The sequence below is a fragment of the Streptomyces sp. NBC_01288 genome (genome assembly GCF_035982055.1).
Lineage (GTDB): Bacteria > Actinomycetota > Actinomycetes > Streptomycetales > Streptomycetaceae > Streptomyces.
Window position 1 is genome coordinate 9,065,327 of the sequence record NZ_CP108427.1, and the last position, 15,598, is coordinate 9,080,924.

Annotated in this window: 17 protein-coding genes; 10 read left to right on the forward strand and 7 right to left on the reverse strand. The window is 70.5% G+C overall.

The annotated features are described in order from the left end of the window. Window positions 1-28 precede the first annotated feature (28 nt). The 7 genes from OG194_RS40760 to OG194_RS40790 all read left to right on the forward strand — a co-directional run bounded on the left by OG194_RS40760 (window position 29) and on the right by OG194_RS40790 (window position 7,181). Entirely contained in the window at window positions 29-1,273 is a 1,245-nt protein-coding gene (locus tag OG194_RS40760; RefSeq protein ID WP_327407368.1) for a sensor histidine kinase, read from the forward strand. Beyond that, entirely contained in the window at window positions 1,270-1,977 is a 708-nt protein-coding gene (locus OG194_RS40765; protein WP_327405735.1) for a response regulator transcription factor, read from the forward strand. The genes OG194_RS40760 and OG194_RS40765 overlap by 4 nt, the downstream gene beginning before the upstream one ends. 113 nt (window positions 1,978-2,090) lie before the next feature. After that, window positions 2,091-2,702 carry a TetR/AcrR family transcriptional regulator gene (locus OG194_RS40770; RefSeq protein ID WP_327405736.1) on the forward strand — a complete coding sequence of 204 codons (612 nt, stop codon included), beginning with the start codon at window positions 2,091-2,093 and terminating at the stop codon, window positions 2,700-2,702. A 104-nt stretch (window positions 2,703-2,806) separates the two neighbouring features. Then, window positions 2,807-3,916, forward strand: a complete 1,110-nt coding sequence (locus tag OG194_RS40775) for a hypothetical protein (RefSeq protein WP_327405737.1) — start codon at window positions 2,807-2,809, stop codon at window positions 3,914-3,916. Between the two features lie 81 nt (window positions 3,917-3,997). Further along, complete coding sequence (locus OG194_RS40780) at window positions 3,998-5,173, forward strand: DUF5624 domain-containing protein (RefSeq protein ID WP_327405738.1); 1,176 nt, start codon at window positions 3,998-4,000, stop codon at window positions 5,171-5,173. 41 nt (window positions 5,174-5,214) lie between these two features. Continuing rightward, window positions 5,215-6,072 carry an alpha/beta fold hydrolase gene (locus OG194_RS40785; protein WP_327405739.1) on the forward strand — a complete coding sequence of 286 codons (858 nt, stop codon included), beginning with the start codon at window positions 5,215-5,217 and terminating at the stop codon, window positions 6,070-6,072. A 140-nt stretch (window positions 6,073-6,212) separates the two neighbouring features. After that, the gene (locus OG194_RS40790; protein ID WP_327405740.1) at window positions 6,213-7,181 is read left to right on the forward strand and encodes an alpha/beta hydrolase; all 969 of its coding nucleotides are present in this window, start codon (window positions 6,213-6,215) and stop codon (window positions 7,179-7,181) included. Between the two features lie 119 nt (window positions 7,182-7,300). Here OG194_RS40790 and OG194_RS40795 read toward each other — a convergent pair whose 3' ends face one another. Continuing rightward, complete coding sequence (locus OG194_RS40795) at window positions 7,301-7,795, reverse strand: peptidylprolyl isomerase (RefSeq protein WP_327405741.1); 495 nt, start codon at window positions 7,793-7,795, stop codon at window positions 7,301-7,303. Between the two features lie 247 nt (window positions 7,796-8,042). Here OG194_RS40795 and OG194_RS40800 point away from each other — a divergent pair, with 247 nt between their 5' ends. Beyond that, window positions 8,043-8,669, forward strand: a complete 627-nt coding sequence (locus OG194_RS40800; RefSeq protein WP_327405742.1) for a GntR family transcriptional regulator — start codon at window positions 8,043-8,045, stop codon at window positions 8,667-8,669. 15 nt (window positions 8,670-8,684) lie between these two features. On the opposite strand, the gene OG194_RS40805 is transcribed toward OG194_RS40800, so the two are convergent. Genes OG194_RS40805 through OG194_RS40815 form a run of 3 tightly spaced genes read right to left on the reverse strand, consistent with a single transcriptional unit; the run spans window position 8,685 to window position 11,243 of the window. Then, window positions 8,685-9,014, reverse strand: coding sequence for a cupin domain-containing protein (locus OG194_RS40805; RefSeq protein ID WP_327405743.1), 330 nt, complete (start codon window positions 9,012-9,014; stop codon window positions 8,685-8,687). Continuing rightward, on the reverse strand, window positions 9,011-9,802 hold the full coding sequence (locus tag OG194_RS40810) for a carbon-nitrogen hydrolase family protein (RefSeq protein ID WP_327405744.1): 792 nt from the start codon (window positions 9,800-9,802) through the stop codon (window positions 9,011-9,013). Before OG194_RS40810 ends, OG194_RS40805 begins: the two co-directional genes overlap by 4 nt. Before the next feature lie 43 nt (window positions 9,803-9,845). Further along, window positions 9,846-11,243 (reverse strand): MFS transporter, encoded by a 1,398-nt coding sequence (locus OG194_RS40815; RefSeq protein WP_327405745.1) that lies wholly within the window; start codon window positions 11,241-11,243, stop codon window positions 9,846-9,848. A gap of 182 nt (window positions 11,244-11,425) precedes the next feature. Between OG194_RS40815 and OG194_RS40820 the strand changes: the two genes are divergently transcribed. Continuing rightward, entirely contained in the window at window positions 11,426-12,112 is a 687-nt protein-coding gene (locus OG194_RS40820) for a DUF2848 domain-containing protein (protein WP_327405746.1), read from the forward strand. Window positions 12,113-12,184: 72 nt separating this feature from the next. Here OG194_RS40820 and OG194_RS40825 read toward each other — a convergent pair whose 3' ends face one another. After that, the gene (locus OG194_RS40825) at window positions 12,185-12,712 is read right to left on the reverse strand and encodes a hypothetical protein (RefSeq protein WP_327405747.1); all 528 of its coding nucleotides are present in this window, start codon (window positions 12,710-12,712) and stop codon (window positions 12,185-12,187) included. Window positions 12,713-13,357: 645 nt separating this feature from the next. Between OG194_RS40825 and OG194_RS40830 the strand changes: the two genes are divergently transcribed. Then, window positions 13,358-14,017, forward strand: a complete 660-nt coding sequence (locus tag OG194_RS40830) for a response regulator transcription factor (protein ID WP_327407369.1) — start codon at window positions 13,358-13,360, stop codon at window positions 14,015-14,017. On the opposite strand, the gene OG194_RS40835 is transcribed toward OG194_RS40830, so the two are convergent. Beyond that, on the reverse strand, window positions 13,978-15,027 hold the full coding sequence (locus OG194_RS40835) for a DMT family transporter (RefSeq protein ID WP_327405748.1): 1,050 nt from the start codon (window positions 15,025-15,027) through the stop codon (window positions 13,978-13,980). The two genes, OG194_RS40830 and OG194_RS40835, sit on opposite strands and share 40 nt — an antisense overlap. Then, the gene (locus OG194_RS40840) at window positions 15,024-15,572 is read right to left on the reverse strand and encodes a MarR family winged helix-turn-helix transcriptional regulator (protein ID WP_327405749.1); all 549 of its coding nucleotides are present in this window, start codon (window positions 15,570-15,572) and stop codon (window positions 15,024-15,026) included. Before OG194_RS40840 ends, OG194_RS40835 begins: the two co-directional genes overlap by 4 nt. Between the last annotated feature and the right edge of the window lie 26 nt (window positions 15,573-15,598).

The following is a 15,598-nucleotide window of genomic DNA, read 5'->3' on the forward strand; positions in this document are numbered from 1 at the left end:
AGTACCGGATCGGTCGTTTCCGGCTCGGCTGGTCCCGGTCCGGCTGCGCCGGGCGGTCGGCGCGTTGCTGCGCCCCGGTGGTCAACTGCCGCGCCCCGCAGGGCAACAGCGGCTGGTCGACGCCGCGCTCGCGCTCGTTCTCACCTTCGTGTCGGTGCAGTACGCGTGGGGCGACGGCTACGACGAGGCCCACCGGCACCGCATGACCGACCTGGTCATTCTGGTGTTCCTCGCCTCGGCGTCGCTCGCGTGGCGGCGCCGCTACCCCCTCGCCGTCCTGTGGCTCGTGACGGTCGCGACGGCACTGACCCCGGACGACGTCGCCCGGCTCACCTTCTACGCCTGCGTCATCGCCGCCTACAGCGCGGCGGCCTACAGCCCGCACCGCCTGCCGACCCTGGCGAGCCTCGCCGTGGCGGTCGCCGTCATCAGCAGATCGGGCCAGGTCGGCCCGGTCGACCCGTACTTCTACGTCGCCCCGACCGTGCCCACCCAGTACGTGCCCCTGTTCATCTCGGTGCCGATCGTCGTGGCCGCCATCGGACTGCGCACCTGGAAACTCCGGGCCGCCGAGACCCGCACCCGGCTCACCGCGGTGGAGAGCGCCCGGGCCGAGGAGCTGCGTCGGGCCGTAGAACACGAACGGGCCCGGATCGCCCGGGAGTTGCACGACGTCGTCACGCACAACGTCAGCGTGATGGTCATCCAGGCCGGCGCCGCCCGCACGATCATGGACAAGTCCCCGGAGCGGGCGCGCGAGGCACTCCTCGCCGTCGAGGCGGGCGGCCGGGCGGCGATGGGGGAGCTGCGTGACGTGATGGGCCTGCTGACCATGGAACTGGGCCAGGATGCATACGAGTTGGAGAACCCGGACCTGGATCCGCAACCGGGGCTCGACCGGCTGGAGGCACTGATCGGCCGCATGCGCGGCGCCGGCGTGCCGGTCGAACTGACTGTCTCCGGAGCGCCCCGCTCCCTCCCCGCCGGCATCGAACTCGCCGCCTACCGCGTGGTCCAGGAAGCCCTGACCAACACCGTCAAACACGCGACCGGCGCCGACGCGAGCGTCCAAGTGTCGTACAGCGACGGCGAATTGCAGGTCGAGGTCACCGACACCGGCGGCAGGCCGGGCCCCGCCGCGGCCACCGGCAACGGCCGCGGACTGATCGGCCTCCGCGAGCGCCTCGCCGTCTACGGCGGCACCCTGCGCACCGGCCCCCGCCCGCTCGGCGGCTACCGCGTGCGGGCCCTGATCCCCCTGGAGGCCCCGTGAACCGTGCCCCGCGCGTCGTGGTCGCCGACGACCAGGCCCTCGTACGGACCGGATTCCGGCTGATCCTCGACGCCCACGGCATCGAGGTCGTCGCCGAGGCGACCGACGGTGCCGAAGCCGTCGACGCGGTCCGGCGCACGCGGCCCGACGTGGTGCTGATGGACATCCGGATGCCGGAGATGGACGGTCTGGAGGCAACGCGGCGCATTCTCACGGATGTTGGTGCCGTGGACGCGCCGCGCGTGGTCATGCTGACCACGTTCGATCTCGACCACTACGTCTACGCCGCGCTGGCCGCCGGAGCGAGCGGCTTCCTCCTCAAGGACGTCACGCCGGAACATCTCGTCGCCGCAGTCCGCACGGTCCGTGCCGGTGACGCGCTGCTCGCCCCCGCGATCACGCGCCGCCTGGTCGAGCGGTTCGCCCGCCGGGCCCCGGAAACGGCCGCCCTCCATCGCGACCTGGCCGCTCTCACGCCCCGCGAACTCGACGTCCTGCGCCTGCTCGCCCAAGGCCTGAGCAACGCCGAACTGGCCGCCGGGCTCCACCTCTCCGAGGCCACGGTCAAGACCCACGTCTCCCACATCCTCGCCAAGCTCTCCCTGCGCGACCGGGCCCAGGCGGTCGTCGTCGCGTACGAGACGGGGCTCGTCAGCCCGGGGGCGCGGCACGAGGACGCCGCCGGCGGCGAAGTGCCGGCGTAGTACCCGCGGAGCGCCAGTCTCTGCCCGGATTCCGCTCCGGTTGACAAGTGCGTGGGCATAACTGAAACTGAATTCAGATTTAGTTTTCTGCTCACGTGATCGTCGGAGGACCCATGCCCGCAACCGCCACGTCCAAGGGTGAACGCTCCGCGGCCGAGCTCAAGGCCGCCGCCCTGCGGGTGATAGCGCGCCAGGGCTACCTGTCGACGAAGATCGGCGACATCACCGCCGAGGCGGGCAAGTCGGCCGGGATCTTCTACCGGTACTTCACCGACAAGGACGACCTGCTGCGCTCGCTAGCGGACGACTTCGCCGCCGCCCTGCGCGAACGCGTCGTCGAGCAGTCCGGGGAAGGGCATGCCCTCGACGGGGTCGACGACATCCGCGGGCACGTGCGCGCCTACTGGGACATCTACTGCGACCACCGCGCGGAGATGACCGCCATATACGAGGCCTCGCTGGTCAGCGCGGAGTTCGCCGCGCACTGGGAGGGGATGCGGGCACGGCACGTCACGATCTGGACCGCACATGTGGCGGAAGCACGTCGGCTCGCCGCTCCGGATGTGGACGCGCGACTCACCGCGCTCGCGGTCGTCGCCATGATCGAGCGCTTCTGTCAGCTCGTGGCCCCGCCGGAGAGCGAGGCGGAGGGCGATGCGGCGGTCGAGGCGCTGACCCGGCTCGCGGCACACGGCCTGCTCCAGCCCGACCTGCCTCGCCTGTGACAGCAGACGGCCGGCTTCAGTCCGACCCGCCCCGCTGATCGAGTCGCCCCGCGCTCCCGCCGTCGTGCACCGAACCGCTGCCGTACCCCGAATCGAGGAACCACATGTCCGCCACCCACACACCCCGCCTGACGGAGGTAGGCGCACTGCCCACATCCGGGGCGCGTGCCGTGGAGCCCTTCGAACTCGACGGCATGCAGCTGCTGGCGATCCCCCAACTCGCCTACGACATCCCCGGGACCCCGGCCGGCATGAACGGCGGGGACAGCGACACCGAACTGCTCCTGCTGCGCCGGGCCGAGGGCGCCGACACGTACGAGCCCTTCCAGGCCCTGCCGGCGCCCGGTGGCGAGGACGCGGAGTTCTTCCGGATCGGCGAGCGCGCCTTCCTGGCCGTGGCCGACATCCGCTCGGGCAAGGGGCCGTACGAATACACCACCGATTCCACGGTCTTCGAGTGGGACGGAACCCAATTCAAGCCCTTCCAGAGCGTCTTGGGCTTCGCGGCCAAGCAGTGGCGCCATTTCACCATCGGTGAGCGGCACTTCCTCGCCCTGGCCCAGGGAGTGACCGTCCCCGGCCACGAGGACGAGAACCAGCCCTCCCGCATCTACACCTGGGACGGCACCCGCTTCACCGCACTCCAGGACGTCGACGCGCTCTGGGGCTACAACTGGCACGCCTTCGAACTCGGCGGCGAGCACTTCCTCGCCTACGCCGACCATGTGCGCCCCTCGGTACTGCTCCGCTGGAACGGCGAGAAGTTCGAGCACGTCCAGGACCTCGCGCCCCAACACGGCCGCGCCTTCGCCCACTTCACCGACGCGCAGGGCGAGACCTACCTGCTGGTCGCCTGTCTGGCGAGCCCCTCCCGGCTGCTGCGCTGGGACGGGGAGCGCTTCGTCGAACACCAGGTGCTCGACGGGCTCGGGGCGCGCGAGTTCGCCGTCCTCGACACCGAGCACGGGCTGTACGTCGTACGCGTCAACTTCATCCTCGGCACCCAGGCCGAGCCCGTCACCGCGCTGGACTCCGAGCTCTACCGGTTCGCGGACGGACGCCTCACGGCCGTGCGGTCCTTCCCGACCACGGGCGCCACCGATGCCGCCGTGCTGCGCGGCCACGACGGGAGCCTGCTGGTCGCCGTCAGCAACAGCCTCAGCGCGGACGTCCGTTTCGCGGCCCGGACCGTGCTGTACCGCTTCGACCAGTAGGAGTCGGCCGAGGCCACGCCCTTTGAAGATCGTGCCCTTTGAAGATCACGGCCTTTGGAGATCTGGAGAAAGGAACCGCCGATGCCGTCCCACCAAAGTCCCGAACTCGTCGACCTGTTCACGACCTACACGGCCGGGCCCGGCAGCATCGGCTCGCATCTGACCCGGGCCGCCGTCGAACACGGCAGCGCCGACCCGCTGATCGTGGCCACCAGCGCCGACTTCGCGCTCTATCCCGGCGACGGCCGGCCGCCCACCGTCGAAGGCTTCCGCGTCTCCACCCGCGGCTTCAAGGAACTGGCCGGTGTCTCGCATCTAGGCCCCGCCGTGGCCACCCTCGTCCAACTCCACGAGAAGTACGCCGACTTCGGCTGGCGCGCCGAGGCTGAGCGGCTGCTGCGCGAGGTCGAGCGCTCGCGCGCCGCCAACAGCGCCGAGTTGTGGCGCGAGACCATCGCCGTGGAGGCGTACCGGGGTCGCGAGCAGGCGATCGCCGACATGGTCGACTACGCGTGCGCGGTCACCGCCCGCTATCTGCGCGCCGCCCTGGCCGACGAGTCGTACCTCAACTCCCGTACCCTGCGCGAGGATTACCTGGAAGGCGGCCCCTGTGGCCAACTGCCCGTCCCGGTCAACCAGATGATGATCGCGACGTTCTTCCTCGCCGGCCTGGACATCTCCTACCGCATCCTGCGCTGGTTCACCACGCAGAAGATCGACTGGGCCCGCGCGATGGTCGTGATCGCCGGCCAGCAGGGCCGCCCCACCGCGGGCGTCACGTGGAACACCTCCAGCGTCGCCACCATGATCCTGGGCGCCTCCGATTACCAACTGCCCCTGGAGCGGCTCTACATGGCGCCGCACGCCCCCACCTTCGCCACCCCCGTCGACGGCGACCTGACCGAAGTCGCCGCGCTGGAGGAGCCGTTGCGCCGTATCTGGTTCAACACGCGTGCCACCGTGGAGCTGGGGGAGTTGATGTTCGACGGCTATCCCCGTTACGCACCGGGGCAGTTGACGGCTCCCGACGTCGCGGACCCCGCCCTCGCGGAGATCAGCGAGATGCCGGTGATCCACGGCCCCGACGACTGGCGCGCCATGACCACCCGGCTGCGCATGGTCCTGGAGGACCCACGCCAACTGCTCTCCGGCTGCGTCACCGACTTCGCCGTACGCCAACTCGTCGAGGCCGGCAACGACCCCGCGAAGGTCGTCGTCCCCGGCCTGGACGGGGTCGCGTACCCCACCGACCTGTAGACCCCGCCGCCCCGCGCACACCTTCTGGGAGAGACTCCGTCATGCCCGCGACCCCTCTCGGCCTCGGCCAGGCCCGCCACCTCGACGTACCGGGCGGCCGTATCGCCTACTACGAGACCGGCCTGACCGATCCCGCCGCGTCGGTGATCGTCTGGGTGCACGGCCTGCCCCTCGACTCCCGTTCCTGGTCGGCCCAGCGGGAGTTCTTCGACACCCGCGCCCGCAACGTCTTCCTCGACCTGCGCGGCTACGGCGCCTCCAGCGAACTGCCGCCCGCCGTAACCGGCGTCACCGCCCTGTACGTCGCCGACCTCGCGGCGCTGATCCAACACCTGGGACTCACGGCCCCGTTGCTGGTCGGCTTCGCCTCCGCAGGACACGTCGCGCTGCGCTTCGCCGCCGAACACCCGGACCTCGTGGGCAAGTTGGCGGTCATCAACGGCTCGCCCACGTTCCGTCGCTCCGCCGACTGGCCCTACGGCTTCGATGAGAAGGGGATCGCCCGCTTCACCGACGCGGCGGCCGAGGGCGGCATCGAGGGCATCACCGACGCCGTGCTCGACCCCGAGGTCGTCTTCGCCGACGTGGACGCCGCCCGCGCGGCCGAACTCGGCGCCTGGTTCCGGGAGATGAGCCACAACGCCGGCGTACGGACCCTGCTCGGTTTCTTCGAGGACATCTCCCTGGACGACGACCGGGCCCTGCTCCCGGCCGTCGAGGCGCCCACCCTTCTGATGGCGAGCACCATCGGGCAGGAGGTGCCCACCGAGGTCTCCCTGTACCTGCGCACCACCATCGCCGACGCCCGCCTGGCCGAGCTGCCCGGCGCGGACCACTTCGCCTTCGCCACCCGCCCGGAGCTGGTCAACAGTCTCCTGGACTCCTTCCTGACCAGCTGACCGCCCCCACCTCGGCGAAGGCGCCCGCCGCCTTCCCGACCCCCGGAGGAAGCGACACCCTGACCGAACCCACCACCCCGCGCCCCGAGTTCACCCCGGCCGATGCCACGCCCCGCGAAGTCCTCGCCTACGCCACCTCGGTGGCCGAGAGCGACACCAGCACCAGCATCGTCGTAGACCCCATGGACGAGCCCCAGATCACGCTGGGCAAGCGGAAGCTCTCCGAGCGGCACGACATCGTGTATGCGACGCGCAGGGGCACCGACGGCACCCCGGTTCCGCTACGGCTGGACCTGATGGTCCCCGACACGGACGAACCCGCGCCGCTCGTGGTCTATGTCCCCGGCGGCGGTTTCATGATCTCCAGGAAGGAACTGGCGCCGGACACCAAGTCCTATGTGGCGGAGGCGGGATTCGCGGTCGCCAGCATCGAGTACCGCACCATTCCCCAGGACGCCACCTTCCGCGACGCCGTCGCCGACGTGCAGAGCGCGCTGCGCCACCTGCGTGCCCATGCGGAGGAGTACGGCATCGACACGGAGCGCGTCGCGCTGTGGGGCGAGTCGGCCGGGGGCTACCTGGTCGCGATGACCGGAGCGCTCGGCGGACGGTCCCTGTCCGATCCCGCGACGACGGATCCCGAGGCCGCGGACCCCGACGCCGCGGTCCAGGCCGTCGTGGACAACTTCGGCGCCTCGGACCTGACCCGCATCGTGGCCGACTTCGACCCGGCGACGCGGGCGAGGTTCGAGGGGGCGGACAACATCGCGGCGATGTTCGTCAACGGCCGTACCAGCCGCGCCTCTTTGGCCGACGCCCCGCAGGCCGCCGCCGAGGCGAACCCGATCAGCCACCTCGACTCCAACCCGGCGCTGCCCGCCTTCCTGCTCCTGCACGGCACCGCCGACCCGGTCGTCTCGCCCAGCCAGACGCTGCTGCTGCACGAGGCCCTGCGCGCGCACGGCGCCGACTCGACCCGCGTCGTCCTCCTCGGCGCCGGCCACGGCGACCTGGCCGTCCTCGACGACGAGGAGGTCGGGCTGCCCTGGTCGACCCGCCGCACGATGGACCTGGTCACGGATTTCCTGGCCCGGACCTTGCACGGCTGAGGGCGTGTCCCGGCGCCTGCGTGGCGTCTGCCCCGCGGTCCCGCGCCGGACATGCCGCGGGCCCCGGCGACGAGACATCATCACCGGGGCCCGCGATCACGATTGTGTACGGGGGCGGCTCAGCCCTCGACGACGCCCGACGCCGCGATCTCGATCTTGGCCTTCGTGGAGCCCGACTGCGAGCCCAGGGACTCGATCTTGTCGATGATCTCCGTGCCCTCGACGGCCTCGCCGAAGACGACGTGCTTGCCGTCGAGCCACGAGGTGACGACGGTGGTGACGAAGAACTGCGAGCCGTTGGTGTTGCGGCCGGCGTTCGCCATCGACAGCAGGTACGGGCGGTCGTGCTTCCGGTCGAAGTTCTCGTCCGCGAACTTCTCACCGTAGATGCTCTTGCCACCGGTGCCGTTGTGGTTGGTGAAGTCACCGCCCTGCAGCATGAACTGCGGGATGACGCGGTGGAAGCCGGAACCGGCGTAGCCGTAACCGTTCTGCCCGGTGGCCAGCTCGCGGAAGTTGCGGGCGGTCTTCGGGACGACCTCGTCGAAGAGGTTGAAGACGATGCGGCCGGCGGGGGCGCCGTCGATGGTGATGTCGAAGTAGACGTTGCTCATGGTCAATTCTGTCACTTTCGGTGTATTGCACCCTCTGCCTGGTGTGGCCGTGTGCCGAACACCAGGCCGTTACGTCAAAGGGCTCTGATCGGAGTCCAGTCCGTCGAACTCTATCCACTGAGCAGAGCTCGTGCGTAGGCGCCGGCTTCCGGAGGCGGGGCGCAGGCCGACGCCGTACGGCTCTCTCGGGCGGGAACGCGCGTGGTAGCGTCGGTATACAAACTGTATGCGATGTCTGGGGGTTGCCGTGGCGTCCGGTCGGGAGAAGGCCTACACGTATCTCAAGGACACGGTGCTGACGGACCCCGAGATGCAGGGGGCGTTCCTGTCGGAGCAGGAGCTGGCCGATCGTATCGGTGTCTCCCGCACCCCCATCCGCGAGGCGCTGCTGATGCTCGCCGCGGAGGACCTGGTCGAGCTGGTGCCCAAGCGCGGTGCCCGGGTGGCGCCGCTGACGGGGCGCGAGGTCCGGGAGCTGATGGAGCTGCGCGGCCTGGTCGAGCGGTACGCGGCCGAGCGGCTCGTCGAGGCCGAGCGGGTGCCCCTGGAGGAACTCCGCTCCCTGCTGGAACAGCAGCGCGCGCTCACCGGCGCCGAGGAGACCCACGAGTTCATCGCCGTGGACCACCGCTTCCACGCGTCCCTCGTGTCGGCCGTGGGAAACACCCTTCTGGACCGGCACTACGACGGTCTGCGCAGCCGCCAGGTCCGCGCCGGAGTGGTCGCCGTCTTCAACCAGCAGGGTCGGCAGAAGGCGGTGCTCGACGAGCACGAGGCCATCGTCGACGCCCTCGCCGCCGGTGACGCGCAGGCCGCGTGCGCGGCCATCGACCACCACCTGCGGTCGACCCTCAAGGTGCTCCTCGACGGCTGAGGCCGCTCCGCGGAGTCAGGGATACGTGATCACGAGCATCGTCACGCCGTCCGCCGAGGTCCACGGCCCGTGCGGCATACCCGGAGGACGGCAGGCGTACATGCCCGCCGTGAAGGTGCGGTCCAGCGTCAGGTCGTGCATCGCTCCCTCGACGAGATAGACCTCCTCCCACACGTCGTGCAGGGCCACGCCCGCGGCCGAGGAGTCCGTGCCCGGCGCCCACCGGACGAGCGCGGTACGCCGCCCGCTGTCCGGGTCCTCGGCCAGCACGCACTCCTCGACGCCGGATCCCGCGCCGACCCAGGGTCCGTCGGGGCGGTGGAACTCCAGCTCGGGTCCGCTCATCGCCACACCTCAGGCCGCCGGTTCGCCAGTACGGACGTCTTCTCGCGGACCGCGCCGACCTCGTCGACGTCCAGGTCGGTCACGAGCAGCTCCGGCTCGGCGCCGAGGGACGCCCGTACGGTCCCGTCGGGGCCGACCACCAGGCTGTGCCCGATGCCGGTCGGCACCGGGCCCGGACCGGTGCCGGGATCGGCCTGGCCGACGGCGGCGACCCAGACGGTGGCGTCCAACGCGCGGGCCCGCACCAGCAGTTGCCACTGGTCGAGCTTGCCGGGGCCCGCACCCCAGGAGGCCGCCAGCAGGGTGCCCACCGCCCCGGCGTCGGCATGCGCCCGGAACAGCTCCGGGAAGCGGACGTCGTAACAGGTGGCCAGGCCCAGCCGGACCCCGTCCACGTCGATCACGGCGGGGCGCGAACCCGGGGCCACGGTCTCGGACTCGCGGAAGCCGAAGGCGTCGTAGAGATGGATCTTGTCGTACGACTCCTCGACGCCGGGTCCCGTGGCCAGCAGGGTGTTGGTCACCCGGCCCTCGTCGGCCGGGGTGAACATGCCGGCCACGACGACCGTGCCGGTCGTGCGGGCGATCTCGCGGACGCCGTCGGCCCACGAGCCGTCGAGGGGCTCCGTGAGCGGGGTCAGCGGGGTGCCGAAGCAGGCCATCGACGCCTCCGGGAAGACGACGACGCGGGCTCCGGCGTCGGCGGCGCGGCGCGTCCACTCCTCGACGAGGCGCAGGTTCTTCTCGGGGTCGGGGCCGGTGGTGAGCTGGCTCAGGGCGATCCGCATGGGGCGGTGCCTCCTTGTCCGGGGAGGGTTGGTGTGGGTGGTGTCAGTGGAGGTCTGCCGTGGCCGGGGTCTTCGGCGCCGCGAGCTGTTCGTCCTCGTCCACGGCGGCCTCGGGGTTACGGCCCAGCATGACGCCGACCAGGGAGATCGCGGAGGCGAGGGCGATGTAGAGGGCCAGCGGCACCCAGCTGTCGTAGGCGCTCAGCAGGGTGGTGAAGAGGAGCGGGGCGATCGCGCCGCCGATGATGCCGGCCAGGGTGTAGGCCAGCGAGGAGCCGGTGTAGCGCAGGCGGGGCGAGAACTGTTCGGCGATGAAGGCGGCCTGCGGGCCGTAGAGGCAGCAGTGGATCACCAGGGCGACGAGGACTCCGGCGGCGAGCGGCAGCCAGGAACCGCCTGCGGCCATCGGGAAGAACACGAACGGCCACACGGCGGCGGCGATCGCTGAAATGCCGTACAGCAGGCGGCGGTTGACGCGGTCGGAGAGGGCGCCGGCCAGGGGCATCAGGAAGACCTGGACCGAGGAGCCGATGAGGACGGCCGCGAGGGCGGAGCCGCGCGACATGTCGAGTTCCTGGGTGGCGTAGGTCAGGACGAAGACGGTGAACATCGCGTAGAGGACGTCGGGGCCGACCCGGCACAGGATCGCGGCGGTGAGGGCGCGGGGCTGGGTGGTGAAGACCTCGCGGATCGGGGTCTGGGGGCGGGACTGTTCGGCCTCCATCGCCTTGAAGACCGGGGTCTCCTCCAGCTTGGCCCGGATCCAGAGCCCGAAGCCGACCAGGACGCCGGACAGCAGGAACGCAACCCGCCAGCCCCACGACTCGAACTGCGCCTCGGTCAGCAGGGCGCCGAGGGCGGCGAGCACACCGTTGGCGAGCAGGTTGCCCGCGGGCGGGCCCACCTGGGCGGCGGAGGCGTAGAAGCCCCGGCGGCGGGAGTCGCCGAACTCGCTGGACAGCAGTACCGCGCCGCCCCACTCGCCGCCCACGCCGACGCCCTGGGCGAAGCGCAGCACGACCAGGGCGATGGGCGCGGCCACGCCGATCGTGCCGTAGGCGGGCAGCAGGCCGATGGCGAAGGTGGCCACGCCGATCAGGACGAGGGTGGCGATCAGCACCTTCTTGCGGCCGATCACATCGCCGAGCCGGCCGAAGACGAAGCCGCCGAGGGGGCGGGAGAGGTAGCCGACCGCGTAGGTGGAGAACGCGAGGAGGGTGCCGGTGAGCGGGTCCTCGGAGGGGAAGAAGAGGTCGCCGAAGACGAGGGCCGCGGCGGCGGAGTAGACGGCGAAGTCGTACCACTCCAGGGCGGTGCCGGTGAGGCTGGCGACGAAGGCGCGGCGGACGCCGGAGCGTTTCGCCGAGGCGGCGGTGTCGCTCCGGGGGGCGCCGGCGTCGCTCTTCGGAGCGTCGGTGCCGCTCTTCGGGGTGTCGTGCATGGTGCCCATCCTTGCTCGGAGACATCGACCTTCCGGCATACTTCTTGTATACAGGTCGTATGCGCAAGCCCTGCGCCGGAAGTTAACCGCGGAGAAATCAGGTTCCGGAGGCCCGCTCTCGGCTCTCCGGCCCCCGTTTCCCGTGGCCCGTTCCCTGTTCCCCGATCTCTGGGAGTGCCCTCATGTCCGTGCTGACCTTCGAACTGCCCGACGGATCGACCCGCGAGGTCGATGTCGTCCAGGTCCTCAACGCCGGGTACGCCGGGCGCAGCCAGGACGATGTCGCCGCGCACGTCGCCGAACTCGCCGAGCTGGGCGTGCCGGGTCCGTCCGTGACGCCGGCGCTCTATCCCGTCTCCCCGTACCTCGCCCAGCAGACGGAGCGGGTCGCGGTCCAGCACGGGCGCACGTCCGGCGAGGCCGAGTGGGCGCTGGTCGTCGCGGAGGGCGGGGAGCTGCTGCTGACCGCCGCGTGCGATCACACCGACCGCGAGCTGGAGGTGCACGGGGTGGCGTGGAGCAAGAACGCGGGCCCGGACGTCCTCGCGCGCCGCGCCTGGCGGCTGGCCGATGTGGAGTCCCGGCTCGACGAACTCACCCTGCGCGCGTGGGTCGGCCACGCCGGCACGGAGACCGAGATCCAGACCGGCACGCTGGCCGAACTTCTCACCCCGGGTTACTGGGTCGACGTCCTGCGGTCCCGCGGCGACCTGATCCCCGGGACCGTCCTGATCTCCGGGACCATCCCCATGGCCGCGGGTGTCGACCAGTTCGCCGACAGCTGGCGCGTCGAACTGGCCGACCCGGCGGGCGGCGACGTCATCGGCCTCTCCTACGACGTCCGGCCGATGCCGGAGCCCATCGGCTGACGAGGTGAGGGAGTGGGAGTTGGGGGGCTACGGATGGTGTGAGGGAGTTACCAGGGCTGGGTGAGGGAGTCGCTAGGGGAAGTACAGTGCCGCCTTCTCCAGGACGTGCCCGGTGAACATCCCGCCGTACATGCTCCCGCCCCGGTACATGGTGACCCGGGTGACTCCCGATCCCGACGTCTCCACGGTGATGGGCCGCCCGATCAGGGATGTTCCGAGGACCCGGGCGTCCTTGGCGGCCCAGGTCCGCGCGTCGGGCCGGGCGGTGCCGGTGACCAGTGCGGGCAGGATCAGCGCGGCGTTGCGGGCGCCGGACAGTCCGCCCCGGAGGTTCTTCGCGTAGTCCAGGGCCCACCCGGTGTACTCGGTCAGCAAGGCCTGGTCGACCTGGGGGACCGAGGCGGCGAGGACGAACAGTTCCGCCTTGGTGCCGAACCACCGTGCCTTGCGGTCCGACCGGCTGCCTATCATCACCGGGCGGTCGCGCCAGGTGGTCCCGGTCACCACCGACCCGTCGGCGGCGAGCCGTTCACGGAGTCCAGCCAGGTAGGAGTCGGCCGCGCCGGTCGCCGGTGCCGGGTCGCTCTGATGTTGAGTCATACGGGGATCTTCCGTCACATCAAGGCCGGGGCACAGCGGATTCCTCGATTTCGGCGACCGGGCTCCGGTCGCCGGAGTTCGGTCAACAGCCGCTCCCACGGCCCTACTTCACGCCTCCCGTGTCCCTGCTTCGTCCAGGAGACCTCTGCCGGAAGTGGCCGTCCGCGCCCGCGAGGTACGCGACAGCGCGCGCATCGGTGACCTGCCGGCCCTCGTGGGCGCCCTCGCCGTGGCCGGCGAGACCGCCGACGAGGAGCGGCCCGAGTGACTGCTGCGGTCGGCGGTGAAGGTGTTTTCAGGACATGGCCGGCGCGACCGCGCCCGACCGGATATTCCGATCTTTCGGTGGCCGAAATTCAATGGTGTCCGTTCCGGCGAGAGTGTCGGCTTGGTGATGGGGAAGCAGAGAATCGGCCGATGTTCGTTGCTGTTGTCTGTTGCTGTTGTCTGTGACGGGTACCGGCGTGATCGACGATCACGGAATACATCCGCGATTTTCCAGGTGGTTCACTTCGCGGGTGGTACGCCTTTGCAAGCACTTGGTTGCGACCGTGTAACTTTGGATCTTATGCTCGTCAACAAATTGTGTCGGTCGTCGGTGTCGGAAAATGTCGCGGGAGAGTCGGGAGACGCGGATCAATGGCAATGACAGTGCTCGTGTGCGATTCGGTTCCTGTCGTGCGGGACGGCCTCAAATCTCTCCTTTCCGCGGCGCCGGACGTGACGAGAGTCTCCGCGACCGGCAGTGCCGTCGAATGTCTCGTGATGACCCGGAAATTAAAGCCCGACGTGTTGATAACCGACCTCAGTCCCGAAGGCATGGACGGGATCGATTTCGTTCACCGGGTGATCCGGGAGAACGCGCGGGAGCGGGACGGGCGGCCCGGGGTCGTGGTCTTCGCCAGTGACATGACGGACCGGGTCATCGAGAGCCTGTTACGGGCCGGAGCGATCACCCTCCTCGAAAAGGAGACCGGGCGCGAAATGCTTCTCACCGCGGTGAGGGCGGCGGCCCGGGGCGAGGTCATGCTCGCGCCCCATGTGACCGGAAGGCTCGTCCGCTGGTTCAGGAGCCGGGAGTTCGGGCCGGATCGCGACCCCGATCCCCAGGTCGAGTCACTCACCCCGCGCGAGCGGGAGATCCTCGTGCTCGTGGGGGAGGGCCTGCCGATCGAGGAGATCGCCGCGAAGCTCGTCATCGGCTCGGCGACCGTCCGTACGCACATCTACCGGCTGCGGCACAAGCTCAACGTGCGGGACCGCGCTCAGCTCGTCTCCTTCGCCCACAGCGCCGGCTTGCTCTGATCACTCTTCTCGTTCCGGCTGCCCTGAGAGGGTTCCTCACTGCCCTCAGGGAGTTCCTCGTCGGACTCCGCCGACGGTGAACCCGGTAGCTCGATCAGGAACATCGCCGCCACCACCAACGCCCCGCCGACCAGCGTGGAGACCGTGAGGCGTTCGCCGCCGACGAGCACGGCGAACAGGCCCGCGAAGACCGGCTCCATGGTCAGGACCACCGCGGCCTGCGTCGCGGTCACATGCTTCTGCGCCCACGTCTGCACCATGTACGCGAACGCCGAGGCCAGCACCGCCGTGACGAGGACCGCCATCCAGGTGCTGCCGCTCTGGGGCGGCCGTACGCCATGAGGGACCGCGCCGATCAGACACATCACCGACGCCGTCGTCAGCTGGACCACGGTGAGGGCGTAGGCGTCCCGGCCCGGGGACCAGCGGCCCAGCGCCAGCAGGTGCAGCGCGAAGAAGACCGCGCACAGCAGCGTGAGCGCCTCACCCGAACCGAACGAGACCCCGCTGAGCGTGATCAGCGCCAGGCCCGCGGTCGCCGTCATGGCCGCTGCCCAGGCCGTCAGGGACAGGTGCTGGCGGAACAACGCCCAGGCCAGCAGCGGGGTGATCACCACGAACAGGCCGGTCAGGAATCCGCTGACGGCCGCCGACGTGTGCTGCAGGCCGAGGGTCTGGAGGATGTACGACATCCCCAGCAGGAACCCCGCCCCCGCACCGCGCGCCAGCGTGCCCCGGTCGATACGCCGTAGGACCGACGGGCGGATCGCCGCCATCACCACCGCGGCGAGGGCGAACCGCCAGGTCAGGAAGTCGAAGACGGGCATGCCCACGGTGGCGTCCTTGACCACCAGGAACGTGGCGCCCCAGACGGCCGTGACGAGCAACAGCCCGACCACGGCGGTCAGTCGTAACCTGCTGTGCGCCGGATCGCTGTGCGCCGGATCGCCGCGCACCGAATCGTCGCGCGCCGGCCGGAGCCGGAACCTGCCGTTCATGACGCCGTTCATGACGGTCCTTTCGTCCGGATGACGACCGCGCCGTCGACTGCCGTGTCGACCGGGCACGTCTGCTTGGGGCACTCGTCCAGGGCGCACATGCGGCAGATGCGTTGGCCGTGATCGGCGTCGGTCGTCAGATGGGCCAGCATCCGTTCCAGGAGGCCGGTCAGCACCGTTCTCTCGCGCGGTCGGAGCACGGACATCGCGTCCTCCATCAGACCGCCGCGCAGCTCCAGTAGCCGCTTCGCCTCACGTGTTCCCTCCGACGTGAGGAAGATGGCCACCTTCCGGCCGTTGGCCCCCGGTTCCCGCCGCGCCTTGCCGTCGCGTTCGAGCCGGTCGACCAGGCGGGTGGCCGCGGACTGTGTCAGACCGAGCGGCCCGGAGATCTGGTCGACGCCCGCGCCGGGCTCCTGCAACAGGTACGTGAGCGCGGCCGGCGTCGCCCCGCTCTGCCCGGACGTGCTCTCGCTCGCCACCCGCTGCGCGTCGCCCAGCGCGGTGACCAGAGCCCCGAGCAGGTTTCCGGTACGGCCGTCCAGTGAAGCGTCCATACCATCGACCATGCATGACTCATGCA